16 protein-coding genes are annotated in these 15,479 nt (G+C 68.1%); 4 read left to right on the plus strand and 12 right to left on the minus strand.

Translation table 11 applies throughout. The features are described from left to right. The first annotated feature begins 59 nt into the window (after window positions 1-59). Together JL37_RS13515 and JL37_RS13520 are read left to right on the plus strand one after the other, a co-directional pair. Window positions 60-698, plus strand: coding sequence for a trimeric intracellular cation channel family protein (locus JL37_RS13515; protein WP_043544651.1), 639 nt, complete (start codon window positions 60-62; stop codon window positions 696-698). Between the two features lie 61 nt (window positions 699-759). Then, on the plus strand, window positions 760-1,503 hold the full coding sequence (locus tag JL37_RS13520) for a GntR family transcriptional regulator (protein ID WP_052097216.1): 744 nt from the start codon (window positions 760-762) through the stop codon (window positions 1,501-1,503). On the opposite strand, the gene JL37_RS13525 is transcribed toward JL37_RS13520, so the two are convergent. The 4 genes from JL37_RS13525 to JL37_RS13540 are packed head-to-tail and all read right to left on the minus strand — an operon-like array spanning window position 1,488 to window position 4,457. Next, window positions 1,488-2,267 (minus strand): LamB/YcsF family protein, encoded by a 780-nt coding sequence (locus JL37_RS13525; protein WP_043544653.1) that lies wholly within the window; start codon window positions 2,265-2,267, stop codon window positions 1,488-1,490. The two genes, JL37_RS13520 and JL37_RS13525, sit on opposite strands and share 16 nt — an antisense overlap. Before the next feature lie 13 nt (window positions 2,268-2,280). Next, window positions 2,281-3,273: a biotin-dependent carboxyltransferase family protein gene (locus tag JL37_RS13530; RefSeq protein WP_043544654.1), complete on the minus strand. Its 993-nt coding sequence runs from the start codon at window positions 3,271-3,273 to the stop codon at window positions 2,281-2,283. Next, on the minus strand, window positions 3,270-4,001 hold the full coding sequence (gene pxpB, locus JL37_RS13535; RefSeq protein WP_052097183.1) for a 5-oxoprolinase subunit PxpB: 732 nt from the start codon (window positions 3,999-4,001) through the stop codon (window positions 3,270-3,272). The genes JL37_RS13530 and pxpB overlap by 4 nt, the downstream gene beginning before the upstream one ends. Window positions 4,002-4,025: 24 nt before the next feature. Next, on the minus strand, window positions 4,026-4,457 hold the full coding sequence (locus JL37_RS13540) for a VOC family protein (RefSeq protein WP_043544655.1): 432 nt from the start codon (window positions 4,455-4,457) through the stop codon (window positions 4,026-4,028). 141 nt (window positions 4,458-4,598) lie between these two features. Here JL37_RS13540 and JL37_RS13545 point away from each other — a divergent pair, with 141 nt between their 5' ends. Next, complete coding sequence (locus JL37_RS13545; RefSeq protein WP_043544961.1) at window positions 4,599-5,480, plus strand: LysR substrate-binding domain-containing protein; 882 nt, start codon at window positions 4,599-4,601, stop codon at window positions 5,478-5,480. Here JL37_RS13545 and serA read toward each other — a convergent pair. From serA to phoB, 8 genes are all read right to left on the minus strand, one after another. Further along, window positions 5,475-6,674 carry a phosphoglycerate dehydrogenase gene (gene serA / locus JL37_RS13550; protein ID WP_043544656.1) on the minus strand — a complete coding sequence of 400 codons (1,200 nt, stop codon included), beginning with the start codon at window positions 6,672-6,674 and terminating at the stop codon, window positions 5,475-5,477. The genes JL37_RS13545 and serA overlap by 6 nt on opposite strands. A gap of 138 nt (window positions 6,675-6,812) precedes the next feature. After that, window positions 6,813-7,271: a DUF411 domain-containing protein gene (locus tag JL37_RS13555; RefSeq protein WP_081955065.1), complete on the minus strand. Its 459-nt coding sequence runs from the start codon at window positions 7,269-7,271 to the stop codon at window positions 6,813-6,815. A 32-nt stretch (window positions 7,272-7,303) separates the two neighbouring features. Continuing rightward, window positions 7,304-8,287, minus strand: coding sequence for a copper resistance protein B (locus tag JL37_RS13560; RefSeq protein WP_043544657.1), 984 nt, complete (start codon window positions 8,285-8,287; stop codon window positions 7,304-7,306). A gap of 3 nt (window positions 8,288-8,290) precedes the next feature. Next, window positions 8,291-10,060: a copper resistance system multicopper oxidase gene (locus tag JL37_RS13565; protein ID WP_043544658.1), complete on the minus strand. Its 1,770-nt coding sequence runs from the start codon at window positions 10,058-10,060 to the stop codon at window positions 8,291-8,293. A gap of 204 nt (window positions 10,061-10,264) precedes the next feature. After that, entirely contained in the window at window positions 10,265-11,665 is a 1,401-nt protein-coding gene (locus tag JL37_RS13570) for a heavy metal sensor histidine kinase (RefSeq protein ID WP_043544659.1), read from the minus strand. Then, window positions 11,662-12,381: a heavy metal response regulator transcription factor gene (locus tag JL37_RS13575; RefSeq protein WP_043544660.1), complete on the minus strand. Its 720-nt coding sequence runs from the start codon at window positions 12,379-12,381 to the stop codon at window positions 11,662-11,664. The genes JL37_RS13570 and JL37_RS13575 overlap by 4 nt, the downstream gene beginning before the upstream one ends. Before the next feature lie 54 nt (window positions 12,382-12,435). Next, window positions 12,436-13,734, minus strand: a complete 1,299-nt coding sequence (gene phoR, locus JL37_RS13580) for a phosphate regulon sensor histidine kinase PhoR (protein WP_043544661.1) — start codon at window positions 13,732-13,734, stop codon at window positions 12,436-12,438. 12 nt (window positions 13,735-13,746) lie between these two features. Beyond that, window positions 13,747-14,445, minus strand: a complete 699-nt coding sequence (gene phoB, locus JL37_RS13585; RefSeq protein ID WP_006227196.1) for a phosphate regulon transcriptional regulator PhoB — start codon at window positions 14,443-14,445, stop codon at window positions 13,747-13,749. Window positions 14,446-14,606: 161 nt separating this feature from the next. On the opposite strand from phoB, the gene ubiE reads away from it, so the two are divergent. Beyond that, window positions 14,607-15,383, plus strand: coding sequence for a bifunctional demethylmenaquinone methyltransferase/2-methoxy-6-polyprenyl-1,4-benzoquinol methylase UbiE (gene ubiE, locus JL37_RS13590; RefSeq protein ID WP_043544662.1), 777 nt, complete (start codon window positions 14,607-14,609; stop codon window positions 15,381-15,383). Window positions 15,384-15,479 lie beyond the last annotated feature (96 nt).

Consider the following 15,479-nt stretch of genomic DNA (forward strand, 5'->3'; position numbering starts at 1 on the left):
GGCCGCCCTCCGGAGGCCAGGCTCAATACAATGGAGCCTGCCCAATTCCCGTCCGTCCCATGTTTTCCGATATCTCGCCTGCCCTGCTGCATACGCTGTACCTCGTCGCCATCGTGGCCGAAGCCATGACCGCTGCGCTTTCGGCCGGCCGGCGCGACATGGACTGGATGGGCGTGTGCATCATCGCGTGCGTGACCGCGCTGGGCGGCGGGTCGCTGCGCGACGTGCTGCTGGGGCACTACCCGCTGACGTGGGTCATCCATCCCGAATACCTGTGGATGACGGGCGGCGCCGCGATCGTGACGGCGCTGATCGCGCCGGTCATGCGGCGCCTGCGCAGCCTTTTCCTGCTGGCGGACGCGCTGGGCCTGGTGGCGTTCACGGTCATCGGCTGCCAGGTCGCGCAGCTGATGCAGCTGCCGATCACCGTGGTGCTGATCAGCGGCATGATCACGGGCTGCGCCGGCGGGGTGCTGCGCGACGTGCTTTGCAACGAAGTGCCGCTGCTCTTTCGCAAGGAGCTTTACGCCAGCGTGTCGGTGGTGACCGGCGGGCTGTACCTGGGAGGGCAGGCGCTGGGCCTGTCCGCCAACGCCGCCGTGCCCATCGCGCTGGCCGCCGGCCTGGCGGTGCGCCTGCTGGCATTGCGGTTCAATTGGCAGATGCCGAAGTTCGTCTACCGCGACGACTGGGATTGAGCGCCGGCAGCGGGCGCAACAATTTTCCTATTTGTGTTTCAAGAAATTTCTAGTATCTTGGCTGGGTTACATACTACGCATCACGCAGCACAAGGGGAGCCGATTGGACGTCAAAGCGCCCGCCACGATTCCATATTTCCTACAGGAACAGATTCGTGAACTGATAGTGGACGGGACTATCCGCCCCGGCCAGCCGCTACGGGAACAGGAACTGGAGCAGCGTTTCGGCACCAGCCGCAGCCCTATCCGGGAAGCGCTGCGCCTGCTTGAACTGAGCGGCCTGGTCACGCACGTCCAGCGCAAGGGCTTCCGGGCCACCCTCTACACGGAAACGCAGATCAGCCATCTGTATCTGCTGCGCGCGGAACTCGAGGCCTATTGCCTGCGCCAGGCGGCCGAGGCCGGCAGCGTGGAGCCGCTGGTGGATGAATTGAACCGCCACGATGCGGCGATCGCTGCCGCGCTGGCCAGCCGCGACGTGCGCGGCTGCATTTCGGCGGCATGCGAATTCTATCTGGCCGCAGCCCGCAGCACGGGCAATACGCCGTTGGCCGGCATGCTGAGCAAGCTGTACGAACAGATCGAGCCGCTGCGCTATCTGCTGGCCAAGCGGTCTATGGAATCCAGCGCCATCCATGCCTGCACCCGCGGCATTGTCGACGCGATGGCGGCGCGGGACATCGAAGTCGCGGCGCGCCTCGCGCGCGATTATCTGGCCGACGTGCTGCCGGCCGTGGTGGAAGCGTACCGGGACGCCGCGCTGCAAGACGCGGAAGACCTGGCGCCGCGCTACGGGCGGGCCTGAGGCCGGGGCGGAGTAAGCACTTCGATGCCGGCCTTTTCCAGGGCCTGGCGTATGCCGTTGGCGAAGACCAGGGCGTTGGGCTGGTCGCCGTGGATACAGAGGGTATCCGCCTGCACCGCCACGTCCTTGCCGTCCACCGAACGCACCTTGCCTTCGCGCACCATGCGCACGACCTGCGCGATCGCCCGGTCCACGTCTTCGATCATTGCGCCGGCGCGCGTGCGCGGCGTGAGCGAGCCGTCGTCCTGGTAGGAGCGGTCGGCGAATACCTCGCTTGCGGCGGTCAGGCCGATGGCGCGGGCCGAGTCGATCAGCTTGCTGCCCGCCAGCCCGTACAGGACCAGCGAGGCGTCCACGTCTTTCACGGCCTGGCAGATGGCGCGCGCAAGGCCCTCGTCCTTGGCGGCCATGTTGTAGAGGGCGCCGTGCGCTTTGACGTGGTGCAGCCGCGCGCCTTGCGAGGCCGCGACGCCTGCCAGCGCGCCGATCTGGTAGACCACGATGTCGTAGGCCTCGTCGGGGCTGATCTGCATGACGCGGCGGCCGAACCCGACCAGGTCCTGCAGGCCGGGATGCGCGCCCACGGCCACGCCCTGCTTGAGGGCGGCGGCCACCGTCTTGCGCATGGTGGCCGGATCGCCGCCGTGGAAGCCGCAGGCGATGTTGGCGGAGCTGACGTACTGCAGCACCGCCGCGTCGTTGCCCATGGTCCAGGCGCCATAGCTTTCGCCCATGTCGCAGTTCATATCGATGCGGGTGGTCATAGCGGTTTCCTTTCTAGGCGAGAAGCGCGCGCAACGGCGCAAGCGCGTCCTGCAGTTGGGAGAAGGCGCGTTCGCGCTCGCTATCCAGGCGCTGCGCCTCTTCCAGCGGTACCGGCTGGAAGCGCAGCGCCTGTCCGGGAGCGCATTGCGCCAGGATGGGCAGGTCCACCGTGGCGATCTGCGCGATCTTGGGATAGCCGCCGGTGGTTTGCCGGTCGGCCATGAGAATGATGGCTTCGCCGCCCGAGGGCACTTGCACGGTGCCGAAGCAGGCGGCCTCGGACAGCATCTGGCGCGGCTGGGTCATGGACAGGGCCGGGCCCAGCAGGCGGTAGCCCATGCGGTCGGATTGCGGGCTGATGCGGAATTCCGATGCGGCGAAAGCCTGGCGGGAGGCTTCGGAGAATTCCTGCCAGTGCATGCCCGGCAGGAAGCGGATGGCGTCCCGGCGCTTGGGGCCCAGCGCCGCCGGCAGGTAGACACGCAGCTGCCAAAGCGCGTCCTGAAGCGCGTCCAGGTCGCGGCCGCCGGCCAGCGGGGTTCGCAGCGGGAGTTGATCGCCCTTGGCCAGCGCGCGCCCTTGGAAACCGCCGAAGCCGCTGCGCAGGTAAGTGCTTTCACTGCCCATCACGCGCGGCAGGGCAAAGCCCCCATGCACCGCCAGGTAGCCGCGCACGCCGACGGCGGGCCGGGAGCCGAAGGCCAGCGTGTCGCCTGCCCGCGCGACCAGGGGACGGAGGACGGGAATGTCCCGGCCGTTCAGGGTGGCGCCGAGGTCGGCGCCCGCCAGCGCGAAGCATGTGGACGCGTCGAAGCGCAGGGTGGGCCCCGTCAGCGTCATTTCCAGCGTGGCCGGGTCGCCCTGGTTGCCGGCCAGCGCGTTGGCGAGCCGGTGCGCGCGTTCGTCCATGGCGCCCGCGGCCGGGATGCCCTGGTGCTGATAGCCCTCGCGGCCGCGGTCCTGGAAACTGGACAGCATGCCGGGCTTGATCACCGCAATGCTCATCGCCGGGCCTCCCGGATGCGGTTGAATTCCTCGGGGCTGATGGGCACGAAGCGGACGGAGTCGCCGGGCTGGAGCAGGGCGGCAGGGTCGCGGCCGGGATCGAACATGGTCAGCGGCGTGGTGCCGATGATGTTCCAGCCGCCCGGCAGCCGGTTCGGATAGATCACGGTCTGGCGGTTGGCCACGGCCACCGCGCCGACCGGAACGGCGGTGCGCGGAGACGGGCGGCGCGGGATATTCAGTTTTTCGTCGTGCACGCCCAGGTAGGCGTGGCCGGGCGCGAACCCCAGCATGAACACCATGCTGCGGGGCTGGCTGTGCAGCTGGATGACGCCCTCGGGTGTCAGGCCGGCGGCCTGGGCCACCTCGTCCAGGTCGGGACCATATTCGCCGCCATAGCAGACGGGGATGTCGACCTCGCGCCCGCCCGAGTCGTCGGCCTGGATGCCTTCGGCCAGCAACTGCCCGATGCGGTCGGCCAGCTGGGCGTAGGCCGGGCCTCCGTGCGGGCCGGGCCGGTAATGCACGGCCACCGCAACGAACGAGGGCACCACGTCGGTCACGCCGGGCAGCCGCGCGTCGCGCAGCCTGGCGGCCGCGGCCAGGCAGGTCCTGCCTACCGAGGCGTCGATGCGATCGCCAAAGGAAACGATCAGGCAGCGGTCACCCTGGGGCAGGATGCGCCAGGAGGTTTCGGCCGGAGAAGGGGGTTCTGATATTGCGTTCAACGACACGAAACCTGTAGGGACGGATTACTTGGCGAACAAAGAATCCATGTTCTTGAACGCCTTGAACTCCAGCGCGTTGCCCGACGGATCCAGGAAGAACATGGTGGCCTGTTCGCCGACTTCGCCCTTGAAACGGATGTAGGGCTCGATGACGAATTCAGTGCCGGCGTCGGTCAGGCGCTGGGCCATGGCTTCCCATTGTTCCATGGAAAGCACCGCGCCGAAATGGCGCACGGGCACATTATGCGAATCCACGGCGCTGGTGGCGCGGTGGCCGCATTCGCTGGGCGCCAGGTGGGCCACGATCTGGTGGCCGTAGAAGTTGAAATCGATCCATTCGGCCGAGCTGCGGCCCTCGGGACAGCCCAGTTTTTCGCCGTAGAAGGCGCGGGCTTCGGCCAGGTCGCGGACCGGGAAGGCCAGGTGGAATGGAGGCAGGTTGGTTTGAGCGGTCATGAAAGGCTCCGGGACAAAAGTGACGATGGGACTGCGGGCCGCCGCGAGCGCGGACAGGCTTGGCATCGGGGATTATTTTATGAATTGTTTTTTTGATCGAAAAACGATATTTTTTGTGTCTTAGCATCGAAAAAATTGATCGTGATCAAAGAATTCAAGACCTTCATCGGCGTGGCGCGCAACGGCACCTTCACGGGGGCGGGCGCCCAGCTGGGACTGACCCAGTCCGCCGTCAGCGCCCAGATCAAGCGCCTGGAGGAATACCTGGGCGTGGCCCTGTTCGAGCGCAGCGCGCGGGCGGCGGTGCTGAACGCCAATGGCCGCGAGATGCTGCCCCAGGCGGAAGAGCTCGTCGCCATGGCCGAGCGCATGGTCACCACGGCAGGCGCCGGCCACGTCAGCGGGTCTCTGCGGATCGGAGCCATTGCCTCCGTGCAGCAGGACCTGCTGGTCCGCGCGCTGGGCGAGTTCAGGGCGGTCTATCCGGACGTGCGCGTGCGCGTCGTGCCGGGCGTGTCGCTATCGTTGCTGGGCCAGGTGGACGCGGGCGAGGTGGACATGGCGATGCTGATCCGGCCGCCCTTCGCGCTGCCGCCGGAACTGGGGTGGCAGCCGTTGATGCGCGAGCCGGTGATGCTGGCCATTCCCGAGTCCATGCCGGCCGGGCCGTGGCGCGAATTGCTCGCGACCCAGCCTTTCATCCGTTACGACCGGGCGTCGTTCGGCGGCCGCGCCGTGGATATTTTCCTGAAGAAGCACCGCATCGCGGTGCGCGAAGCGGTGGAGCTGGACGAAATCGAGGCCATTGCCGGCATGGTGCGGCATGGGCTGGGCGTGGCGCTGCTGCCGCAATTGCGGCAGCTGGACACGGCGGGCCTGCGGTTGCTGACGCTGGGCGAGGACGCCTTCCACCGAGAGATCGGCCTGATCGGACGCCTGCCCTTCGAGGCGGGCGGCGTGCGGGAAAAAATGGCGGAATGCCTGGCGTCGGCGGCGGCGGAACCCGCCGCCGGGCCTCTATAGCTTGTCGCAGCGGACCGTGATCGGGTGGTCGCGCAGCGTGGTCATGACGATGTCGTTCACCTCGCCCTCCACGTCCGTGATCACGTAGCCGATCTGGCCGCGGGTCTGCAGGGTCTGGCTGATGATGTTCAGGCCATGCTGCGCCATCAGGTTGTCCAGCGTGCCGAGCGCGCCCGGGGCGTTGCGGTGCACGTGCAGGATGCGCGTGCCGCCGGCCTGCTCCAGGTAGGGCAGTTCGGGGAAATTGACCGCGCCCTTGGTGGTGCCCGCCTGCAGGAAGCGCACCAGCTTCTCGGCCACTTCGCGTCCGATGTTCTCTTGCGATTCCTGCGTGCTGCCCCCGATGTGCGGGGTCAGGATCACGTTGGGCATGCCGATCAGCGGGCTGGCCAGCGGTTCGTCCGGGCCCTTGGGCTCGGTGGGGAACACGTCCAGCGCGGCGCCGGCCAGGTGGCCGGACTTCAGGGCGGCGTGCAGCGCCTGGATATCCACGACCGTGCCGCGCGAGGCGTTGATCAGGATGGAGCCACGGCGCATGCGCGCGATGGTGTCCGCATTCATGATCTTCTCGGTGGCCTTGCCGCCGGGAACGTGCAGGGTGACGACGTCGGACTGCTCCAGCAGCTCGTTCAGCGTGCCCGCGGGGCGGGCGTTGCCCAGCGGCAGCTTGGCCTCGACGTCATGGTAGATGACGCGCATGCCCAGGCTTTCGGCCAGGGTGCTGATCTGCGAGCCGATGTTGCCGTAGCCGACGATGCCCAGCGTCTTGCCGCGGGTTTCGAAGGCGCCGGAGGCGCTCTTGTCCCAGTGGCCCAGATGCACGCGCGCGTTCTTTTCGGGGATGCGGCGCAGCAGCAGGATGGCTTCGCCCAGCACCAGCTCGGCGACCGAGCGAGTGTTCGAGAAGGGCGCGTTGAACACCGGGATGCCGCGCTGCATGGCCGCGTCCAGGTCGACCTGGTTGGTGCCGATGCAGAAGCAGCCCACGACGCGCAGGTCGGGGTTGCCGGACAGCAGGCTGGCGTCCAGGTGCGTGCGAGAACGGATCCCCGCCACCTGGGCGCCGCGCAGGGCGTCGCTCAGTTGGGCCGGCGGCAAGGCCGCGGCGTGCGTGACGATGTCGGTGTAGCCGGCGGCTTCGAAAACGGCGCGGGCGCTCGGGTGGATATTCTCGAACAGGACGATTTGTGCCATGACTGCCTGGGGAGGGGTGGGGAAACGCGTTTTATTGATTGTGGCGTATTTTTGCTGCAGTGCAAGGAGTAGCCATTGGGCCGGTGTGGATGAATTGTTTCAGGAACGGGGCCGTGGCACCGGCCCGTTCCTCGCGCATCAGCGATAGGCCTGGAAAACCTTGGCGCCTCCCTGCTTGTCCACCAGCACCACGTCGTGCGGCGTTTTGCGGCCGCCGTATTCCGGGCCGTCCATGCCGGGCGAGCCCAGCGGCATGCCCGGGGCGGCCAGGCCGGCGGCGTCCGGCTTTTCCAGCAGCAGGCGGCGCACGTCGCTGGCGGGCACGTGGCCCTCGATGGCGTAGCCTTCCACCGCGGCGGTGTGGCAGGAGCCGTAATCCGCCATGCCGGCGTTGCGGCGGATGGGGCCGGTGTCCTGGACGTCATGGGTGGTCACGGCGAAGCCGTTGTCGCGCATGTGCTTGACCCAGTCCTCGCAGCAGCCGCAGGTGGGCGTTTTCCAGACCTCGACCTTGGTGGGCGTTTCGGCGGAGGCGAGCGCGGGCGCGCACAGGGCGGCGGCCAGGGCCAGGCGGCGGGTAAGACGGGAAACGTTCATGATGCTCCGTGCAAGAGTCGTGGACATAGGGCTCAGAACCAGAAGCGCACGCCCGCCATGACGGACGTCTGGGACCTGCTGGCGCCGGCGTCCGATGCGTAGCGCGCCGTCTGGCCGAACTTGCGTTCAAAGGATACGCCAATATAAGGCGCGAACTCGCGGGTGACTTCATAGCGCAGCCGCAGCGACAGCGAGCCCTCCGACAGCCCCGAACCGATGCCGCGTTCGGGATCGTCCTTGCCGTAGAGGCTGGCTTCCAGCTCGGGGGTGAAGATCAGGCGCTGCGTCAGCAGCAGGTCGTACTCGGCCTTCAGCGCCAGCGCCGTGCGGCCGGACGAACCCGCGTAGCCCGTGGCCTCGAGTTCGATGTTGTAGGGCAGGACGCCTTCGATGCCGATGGCCGCCCAGTTGCGCTTGGGCCCGCTGCCGATGTCGCGGCGCGCGCCCAGCTGCAGGTCCCAGAAGGGCGAGACGGCATGGCTCCAGAAGGCCTCGACCTTGCCGCCCGATCCGCCGCCGTTCTCGCGTTCGCCCTCGCTCTTGACCAGCAGGCGGTCGGTGGCGGTGCCGAACCAGAAGCGGCCGTCCCATTCCTGGGCATATTGCCCATCGCGGTTGCGGGAAACGCCGAACTTGTCGAACAGCACCTGCCAGGTCGGCGAGTTGTCCATCATGTGCGGATGGATGCCGTAGCTGTCGTAGCCGCGCTCGCCCGAGCCATCGCCGCCCGGCAGGCTGCCGATGGGCGGGGCGGCTTGCGAGCCGCCGTCCATCGATCCGTGGTCCATGGCGGGCGCGGCGCCGTGGTTCATCGACCCATGGTCCATGCCAGGCATGGAGCCGTGGTCCATCGGGGCAGGCGCCGGAGCGGCGTCGTGATTCATCGAACCATGGTCCATCCCGGGCATGGCGCCGTGATCCATCGGGGCAGGCTGGGACCAGGCGGCCGGGGAGGCCAGCGCGGCGGCCAGCGCGCAGGCGCGCAAGCGTTTGATTTGGCGATTCATCGGTTTCATCGCTTACTCCACCACGACCGCCCTGAACATGCCGGCCTCCATGTGATACAGCAGGTGGCAGTGGTAGGCCCAGTTGCCGCGCGCATCCGCGCTGACGCGGTAGCTCAGCCGTTGCGCCGGGTTGAGGGAAATGGTGTGCTTGCGCACCTGGAAGGCGCCGTCCGGCGATTCCAGGTCGCTCCACAATCCATGCAGGTGGATGGGGTGCGTCATCATCGTGTCGTTGACGAGCACGAAGCGCACGCGCTCGCCGTAACGCAGCACGATGGGTTTGGCGTCCGAGAACTTCACGCCATTGAAGGACCACATGTAGCGTTCCATGGTGCCGGTCAGGTGCAGTTCGATTTCGCGGGACGGATTGCGGTTGTCCTCGGGCTCGCGCATGGACCGCAGGTCCGCGTAGGTCAGCACGCGGCGGCCGTTGTCGCGCAGGCCGACGCCGGGATCGTCCAGCCGCGTCGACACCACGTCGGGCAGCATGGAGTTGCTCACGCCGCGCTCGGTGGGGTAGGGGTGCCTGACTTCCACCATGCCGCCTTGGCCCGCGCCGGAGCCGTGGCCGCCGTGGTCCATGCCCGGCATGGCGCCATGGCCGCCGCCTGCCGCCATGCCGGGCATGTCGTGGCCGCCGCCGCCCATGTCGTGCGCCATGCCCATGTCCATCATGCCGAGCAGCTGCACGCGATCGACGGCGGGGACCTCGGCCTGCATGCCGGCGCGCGGCGCGAGCGTGGCGCGCGCGTAGCCCGAGCGGTCCATGGCCTGAGAGAAGATGGTGTAGGCGCGCTCGTCCATGGGCTCGACGATGACGTCGTAGGTCTCGGCCACGCCGATGCGGAACTCGTCCACGTCCACGGGGCGCACGTCCTGGCCGTCCGCGGCCACCACGGTCATTTTCAGCCCGGGGATGCGGACGTCGAAGTACGTCATCGCGGAGCCGTTGATGAAGCGCAGGCGCACGCGTTCGCCGGGCCGGAACAGGCCCGTCCAGTTGCCGGCCGGCGTGACGCCGTTGGTGAGGAAGGTATAGGTGGCGCCGGACACGTCCGCCAGGTCCGACGGATTCATGCGCATCCGCTCCCACATCAGCCGTTCCGACAGCGCGGCGCTCCAGCCCTGGTCCCGGGCCTGGGCGCGCAGGCTCTCGATGCTGGGCTGGATGCGGTTGTAGTAGTCCGGCATGATCTTCAGCTTGTTGAAGAGCCGCATGGGATCTTCATCGGTCCAGTCGGACAGCAGCACCGTGTAGTCGCGGTCGGAGGCGATGGGATCGCGGCGGCGCGGGTCGATGACGATCGCGCCGTACAGGCCGGTCTGCTCCTGGAAGCCGGAATGGCTGTGATACCAGTACGTGCCGCTCTGGCGCACGTCGAAGCGATACGTGTAGGTCTGGCCCGGGTCGATGCCGGGAAAGCTCAAGCCCGGCACGCCGTCCATCTCGGTGGGCAGGAGGATGCCGTGCCAATGGATGGAGGTCTGTTCGCGCAGGCGATTGGTGACATGCAGCGTCACCGTGTCGCCTTCGCGCCAGCGCAGCAGCGGAGCGGGCAGCTGGCCGTTCACCGTGGTGCCGACGCGGGCCGCGCCGGTGAAGTTCACGGGCGTTTCGCCGATCTCCAGATGGAATTCGGTGCCGCGCAATTCCGTGGCGGCGGCCGGTGCCCGCGCGGGGGCGGCGAGCGCCGCGCGCCAGCTGCCCAGCGCGGCCAGCGCGCCGCCGCCGGCCAGGCCCTGCACGAAGCGGCGGCGGGAGAGGGGATGAGAAGCTGTCATGTCGGGTCCGTGCGGCGAGCGGCGTTTACAGCACCGACGCCGCGCCCTTCATGTCGGCGGCGTGCGCGGCGCCCGCGCTGATCGTCAGGGCCAGGACGACGGCCTGGGTGGTGCGGAGCAGAGTGCCTTTCACGCGTATCCTTGGTAGTTGGGACGGTGATGGCACTGTAGGAAAATGGCGGTGACCCTATCCTGTCGCCAACATTACATTTTCGTAATGTTGGCCGCCGCGGCGGGGCCGTCGGGCCCGCGCAAGGTGATGCCGATGACGGTGCCGCGCGCGTCTGAGGCGGCGTCCACTTCGCCGCCATGCATGCGGGCAATGGCGCGCACGATGGCCAGGCCCAGGCCGTGGCCCTCGCTGCGCGGCGCGCGCGCCTGGCCGGAGCGGAAGAAGCGGTCGAAGATGCGGGGCAGGTCGGCGGCCGGGATGGGAGTTCCAGGGTTGCGCACCTCCACCCGCGCGCCGGCCGGCGAGGCAAAGCAGGCCAGCACGATTTCGCCGCCCCGGGGCGTGGCCTTGATGGCATTGGAGATCAGGTTTGCCAGCGCGCGGCGCACCAGCCCCGGGTTCGCGGCGACGGTGGCGTCGCCCTCGCAGCGCAGGCCCACCCCGTGTTCCTCCAGGGTGGCTTCGTAGTATTCCGCCACGCGCCGCGCCTCGGCCGCCAGCGATACCGGCGCCAGATCCGCAGCCCGCTCGCCGCGGTCGGCGCGCGCCAGGAACAGCATGTCGTTGACCAGGGTCTTCAGGTCTTCCAGTTCTTCCAGATTGGATTCCAGCGCGTCGCGCAGTTCCGCCGCGTCTCGGGGCGAGGACAGCATGACCTGGGCGCCGTTGATCAGCGTGGCCAGCGGCGTGCGCAGTTCGTGGGCCACGTCGGCGTTGAAGCCCTCCATCTGCTGGTAGGCCGATTGCAGCCGTTCCAGGGTCCGGTTGAAGGAGCGCACCAGCTCGTGCAGTTCGCGGTCGGTGTCTTCGAGGGGCAGGCGCCGCGACAGATTGTCGGGCTGGATGCGCGCCGCCTGCTCGGACAGCCTGCGCGTCGGGGCCATGCTGCGGCGCACGGCCCAGGCGGCCAGCACCACCGTCGCGCCCACCCACAGCGCGCAGATCAGCAGCAGGGCGGTGCCGTAGGCATACAGGAACTGCGAGCTGGTGCGCGTGCTGACGGCCACGGTCAGCTGCGCGCCGGGCAGGATACGGTCGTTCATGTCCACCCGCAGGCCGCGCATGCGGTCGCCGTCCGGGGCCTGCAGCACCACCTGCCTGTCAGGCAGCGTCTCCAGCGTTTCCGGGGCGGCGCTGCCGTAGACCACCTTGCCCTGGGCATCCATGATCCAGATCCCCAACTGGCCCTCGCCCGCGCGCATCTGGTCGAAGGTGGCGGCCAGGTCCTGCAGGCCGCTGGCGCTGTTCTGCATGTCGATCAGGTGGTCGATCAGTTCCAGCTTGCCGCTGACCTCGGTGATCTCCTGGCGCTCCACTTCGCGCTTCAGCGCCCAGAACAGCGTGGCGCCGGCCAGGCTGGATACCAGCAATGCGATGGCGCCGAGCAGCACGGTCAGGCGCGCCTGCATGGAGCGCATGCGCGGCGGTTTCATGCGGGGCGGCCACCCTCGGGGCGGCCATCCGAGGGGCGGCCGTCCGCGGGGCGCGATTCCAGCACGTAGCCCATGCCGCGCACGGTATGCAGCAGTTTGGCGTCGTAGGGGTCGTCCAGCTTGCCGCGCAGACGCCGCACGGCGACGTCGATCACGTTGGTGTCGCTGTCGAAGTTCATGTCCCAGACCTGTTCGGCCAGCGTGGTGCGCGACAGCACCTGGCCCTGGCGACGCAGCAGCAGCGCCAGCAGGCTGAATTCCTTGGCGGTCAGGTCCAGCCGCCGCCCGGCCCGCTGGGCGCGACGACGCGTCAGATCGAGCTCCAGGTCGGCCAGTTTGAGCACGGTGGGTTCCTGCATGCGCCCACGGCGCAGCAGCGCCTGCACGCGCGCCAGCAGCTCCGAGAAGGCGAAGGGCTTGACCAGGTAGTCATCGGCCCCGCCCTCCAGCCCGCGCACGCGGTCTTCCACGGCGTCGCGCGCCGTCAGCATGAGGATGGGAGTGTTCTTCTGCGCGCGCACGGAGGCCAGGATGCCGAAGCCGTCCACGCCCGGCAGCATCACGTCCAGCACGATCAGGTCATAGGCGCCTTCCAGCGCCAGGTGCAGGCCGTCCACGCCGTCGCGGGCGAGATCCACGACGTGGCTTTGTTCCGACAGCCCTTTCTTCAGGTAGTCGGCGAGTTTGGGTTCGTCTTCGATGACCAGGATGCGCATGGCCGAAAATTTACCACCGCGCCGCGGGCGCGGCGCGGGTGGGCGCATCGGAGGTCAGGCCGCGGCGACGCGGTCGGGCGGAAAGCGCAAGGCGAACACGCTGCCCTTGCCCTGCTCGCTGGTGATCAGCAGCTCGGCGTCATGGCGCATGGCGATGTGCTTGGTGATCGCCAGCCCCAGGCCAGTGCCTCCCACTGCGCGCGAGCGGCCGCGATCCACGCGGTAGAAGCGCTCGGTCAGGCGCGGCAGGTGCCGGGCGGGAATGCCGATGCCGGTGTCCTGCACGCTATAGCGCGCGCCGCCGTCTTCGTCGCGCTCCCAGCGCACGGTGATGGTGCCGCCGTCGGGCGTATAGCGCACGGCGTTGGTCAGCAGATTCGACAGGGCCGAAGCCAGCTCGGTTTCGGCGCCCAGCACGTCCAGGGTTTCGTCGACGTGCCACTCCAGCACGTGTCGGCCGCCGGACAGCGCCTCGATCTGCTGGCGCGCCTTTTGCAGCAGGGCGCTGATATTGACGGCGCGCGGGTCGGTGCCCGGCGAGGACTCCAGCGTGGACAGGGTAAGAAGGTCTTCCACGATCGCCTGCATGCGCTGGGCCTGCTCATGCATCATGTCTACGTACTGTTCGCGCTGCTCCGGGGGCAACGCGTCCGCGGGCATGTCGCGCAGCGTTTCCAGGAAGCCCGCCAGCACCGTCAGCGGCGTGCGCAGCTCGTGCGACACGTTGGCGACGAAATCGCGGCGGGTGGTTTCCAGGCGTTCGATCTGGGTGACGTCGCGGGTGATCAGCAGACGCTGGTTGCTGGCATAGGCCGTCAGCTGCATCATCATCAGCCGTTCCTGGCCGTTCTGCCCCAGGCGCACCAGAATGGGCTCCGGCCAGGCCGCGCGGTGCGCGTATTCCACGAATTCGGGCGCGCGCAGCAGGTTCAGCAGGTTGTGGCCGCGGTCGGCGGGCAGGCGCAGGCCCAGGTGCTGGCGGGCCATGCGGTTGCACCAGTCGATCTGGAAATCCTCATTGAGGGTCACCGCGCCGTCGGGCAGCGCCTGGGCGGCCGCCAGCATGCCGTGCATGGTGTTCTGGGTTTCGGCCAGTTCGCGGGCGCGGGCCCGGGTGTAGCGGTACAGCGGGGCGAGGATGTCGTCCCAGGGGCCGACGGAGGCGGGAGGGGAGGTATCGGGGTTGTTCGCCCAGCGGGAGACCAGGTGCAGCCGCCAGCTGCGCCAGACCAGCATGGCCGCCAGCGCGGCGCTGAACAGGATCCAGCCCGTCGGATCTCCGATGAGCCATTGGGCGATAGACGCCACGATCGCCCACAGGGCGATCAGGAAAAGGGTGCGCAGCCAGATCATCGTGCGGGAGTTTTACCGCGTCGGGAGCTGGGCAGTAAACCGGTAGCCGCTGCCGCGGACCGTTTCCACGTGCGCGTCGTGGCCGCTGGGCTCCAGCGCCTTGCGCAGGCGGCGGATATGGACGTCGACCGTGCGTTCCTCCACGAACACGTGGTCGCCCCAGACCTGGTCCAGCAGCTGCGAACGGGAGAACACCCGCTCGGGGTGGGTCATGAAGAAATGCAGCAGGCGGAACTCGGTGGGACCGATCTGCAGCGACTGGCTGTTGCCCGACAGGCGATGCGTCACCGGATCCAGCTTCAGGCCGCCCACGTCGATCACGTCATCGGTGAGCTGGGGCGCGCGGCGGCGCAGCACGGCCTTGATGCGGGCCATGAGCTCCTTGGGCGAGAACGGCTTGGTAATGTAGTCGTCGGCGCCGGCTTCGAGGCCGTCGACCTTGTCCTGCTCGGAGCCCTTGGCGGTCAGCATGATGACCGGCACGGCCCGGGTACGCTCGTCGTTGCGCAGCTTGCGCGCCATGGCGAGGCCGGAGGTGCCGGGCAGCATCCAATCCAGCAGGATCAGGTCGGGGAGTTCGGCGCGGATCAGGGTCTGGGCCTGGTCGGCGTCGAAGGCGCGCAGCACCTTGTGCCCGGCGAAGGACAGGTTGACGGCGATCAGTTCCTGGATGGCGGGTTCGTCTTCGACGACGAGGATGGTGCTGGACATGGCGGATTTGGCACACTTCTGAGCGCCGGCGCGGCGCGAACATTGCGATAGTATGGCCGCAATATTTCAGGTATGTGACCGCGGCGGGCCCGTGGAGGCGCCCACGGCCCGTTTTCAGGGGACCAATAGGCTACCATTGAGCGATATATCGGGAATTCACCATGCAAAACCCCTCCGAATCGCAACATTCCGCGGATTCCGCCTCGCCATCCACCCATTTCGGCTTCCAATCGGTGCCGGAAAGCGAAAAAGCCCGCAAGGTCGCCGAGGTCTTCCATTCGGTCGCCCAGCGCTACGACGTCATGAACGACTTCATGTCGGCGGGCCTGCACCGCGTCTGGAAGGCCTTCACGATCGGCCGCGCCGCCATCCGCCCTGGCATGAAAGTGCTGGACATCGCCGGCGGCACGGGCGACCTGGCGAAAGCCTTCGCCAAGCGGGCCGGCCCCACGGGCGAGGTCTGGCTCACCGACATCAACGATTCCATGCTGCGCGTGGGCCGCGACCGCCTGACCGACGCCGGCCTGCTGGTCCCCGCCGCCGTGTGCGACGCCGAGCGCCTGCCTTTCCCTTCGGGCTATTTCGACCGGGTCAGCGTGGCCTTCGGCCTGCGCAACATGACCCACAAGGACCGCGCCCTGGCCGAAATGACCCGGGTGCTGAAGCCGGGCGGCAAGCTGCTGGTGCTGGAATTCTCGCGCATCGCCAAGCCGCTCGCGCCGGCCTACGACTGGTACTCCTTCAACGTGCTGCCCTGGCTGGGCAAGAAGATCGCCAAGGACGAGGCCAGTTACCGTTACCTGGCCGAGTCGATCCGCATGCACCCCGACCAGGAAACCCTGGCCGACATGCTGCGCACGGCGGGCCTGGAGCGCGTGCAGTACTTCAATCTGACTGCCGGCATCGCCGCCTTGCACGAAGGCGTGCGGCTGGGCTGAACGCCAGCGGTTTCGGCAGATTTCGCCGCCCCTCGCGGAACTTGTAGGGCGGCGTCTTGTCCGTTATTCTTACGGTATTCAGATTCTTGTAAGAAA

The sequence above is a fragment of the Achromobacter sp. RTa genome (assembly GCF_000757485.1).
Taxonomy (GTDB): Bacteria; Pseudomonadota; Gammaproteobacteria; order Burkholderiales; family Burkholderiaceae_B; genus Achromobacter.

Excerpts from the sequence above, each read along its gene's own strand:
- JL37_RS13515 (WP_043544651.1), top strand. The coding sequence starts at position 60 with ATGTTTTCCGATATCTCGCCTGCCCTGCTGCATACGCTGTACCTCGTC.
- JL37_RS13525 (WP_043544653.1), bottom strand. The coding sequence starts at position 2,267 with ATGACCACCCGCATCGATATGAACTGCGACATGGGCGAAAGCTATGGC.
- JL37_RS13530 (WP_043544654.1), bottom strand. The coding sequence starts at position 3,273 with ATGAGCATTGCGGTGATCAAGCCCGGCATGCTGTCCAGTTTCCAGGAC.
- JL37_RS13540 (WP_043544655.1), bottom strand. The coding sequence starts at position 4,457 with ATGACCGCTCAAACCAACCTGCCTCCATTCCACCTGGCCTTCCCGGTC.
- serA (WP_043544656.1), bottom strand. The coding sequence starts at position 6,674 with ATGGCACAAATCGTCCTGTTCGAGAATATCCACCCGAGCGCCCGCGCC.
- JL37_RS13555 (WP_081955065.1), bottom strand. The coding sequence starts at position 7,271 with ATGAACGTTTCCCGTCTTACCCGCCGCCTGGCCCTGGCCGCCGCCCTG.
- JL37_RS13560 (WP_043544657.1), bottom strand. The coding sequence starts at position 8,287 with ATGAAACCGATGAATCGCCAAATCAAACGCTTGCGCGCCTGCGCGCTG.
- JL37_RS13565 (WP_043544658.1), bottom strand. The coding sequence starts at position 10,060 with ATGACAGCTTCTCATCCCCTCTCCCGCCGCCGCTTCGTGCAGGGCCTG.
- JL37_RS13570 (WP_043544659.1), bottom strand. The coding sequence starts at position 11,665 with ATGAAACCGCCGCGCATGCGCTCCATGCAGGCGCGCCTGACCGTGCTG.
- JL37_RS13575 (WP_043544660.1), bottom strand. The coding sequence starts at position 12,381 with ATGCGCATCCTGGTCATCGAAGACGAACCCAAACTCGCCGACTACCTG.
- phoR (WP_043544661.1), bottom strand. The coding sequence starts at position 13,734 with ATGATCTGGCTGCGCACCCTTTTCCTGATCGCCCTGTGGGCGATCGTG.
- phoB (WP_006227196.1), bottom strand. The coding sequence starts at position 14,445 with ATGTCCAGCACCATCCTCGTCGTCGAAGACGAACCCGCCATCCAGGAA.
- ubiE (WP_043544662.1), top strand. The coding sequence starts at position 14,607 with ATGCAAAACCCCTCCGAATCGCAACATTCCGCGGATTCCGCCTCGCCA.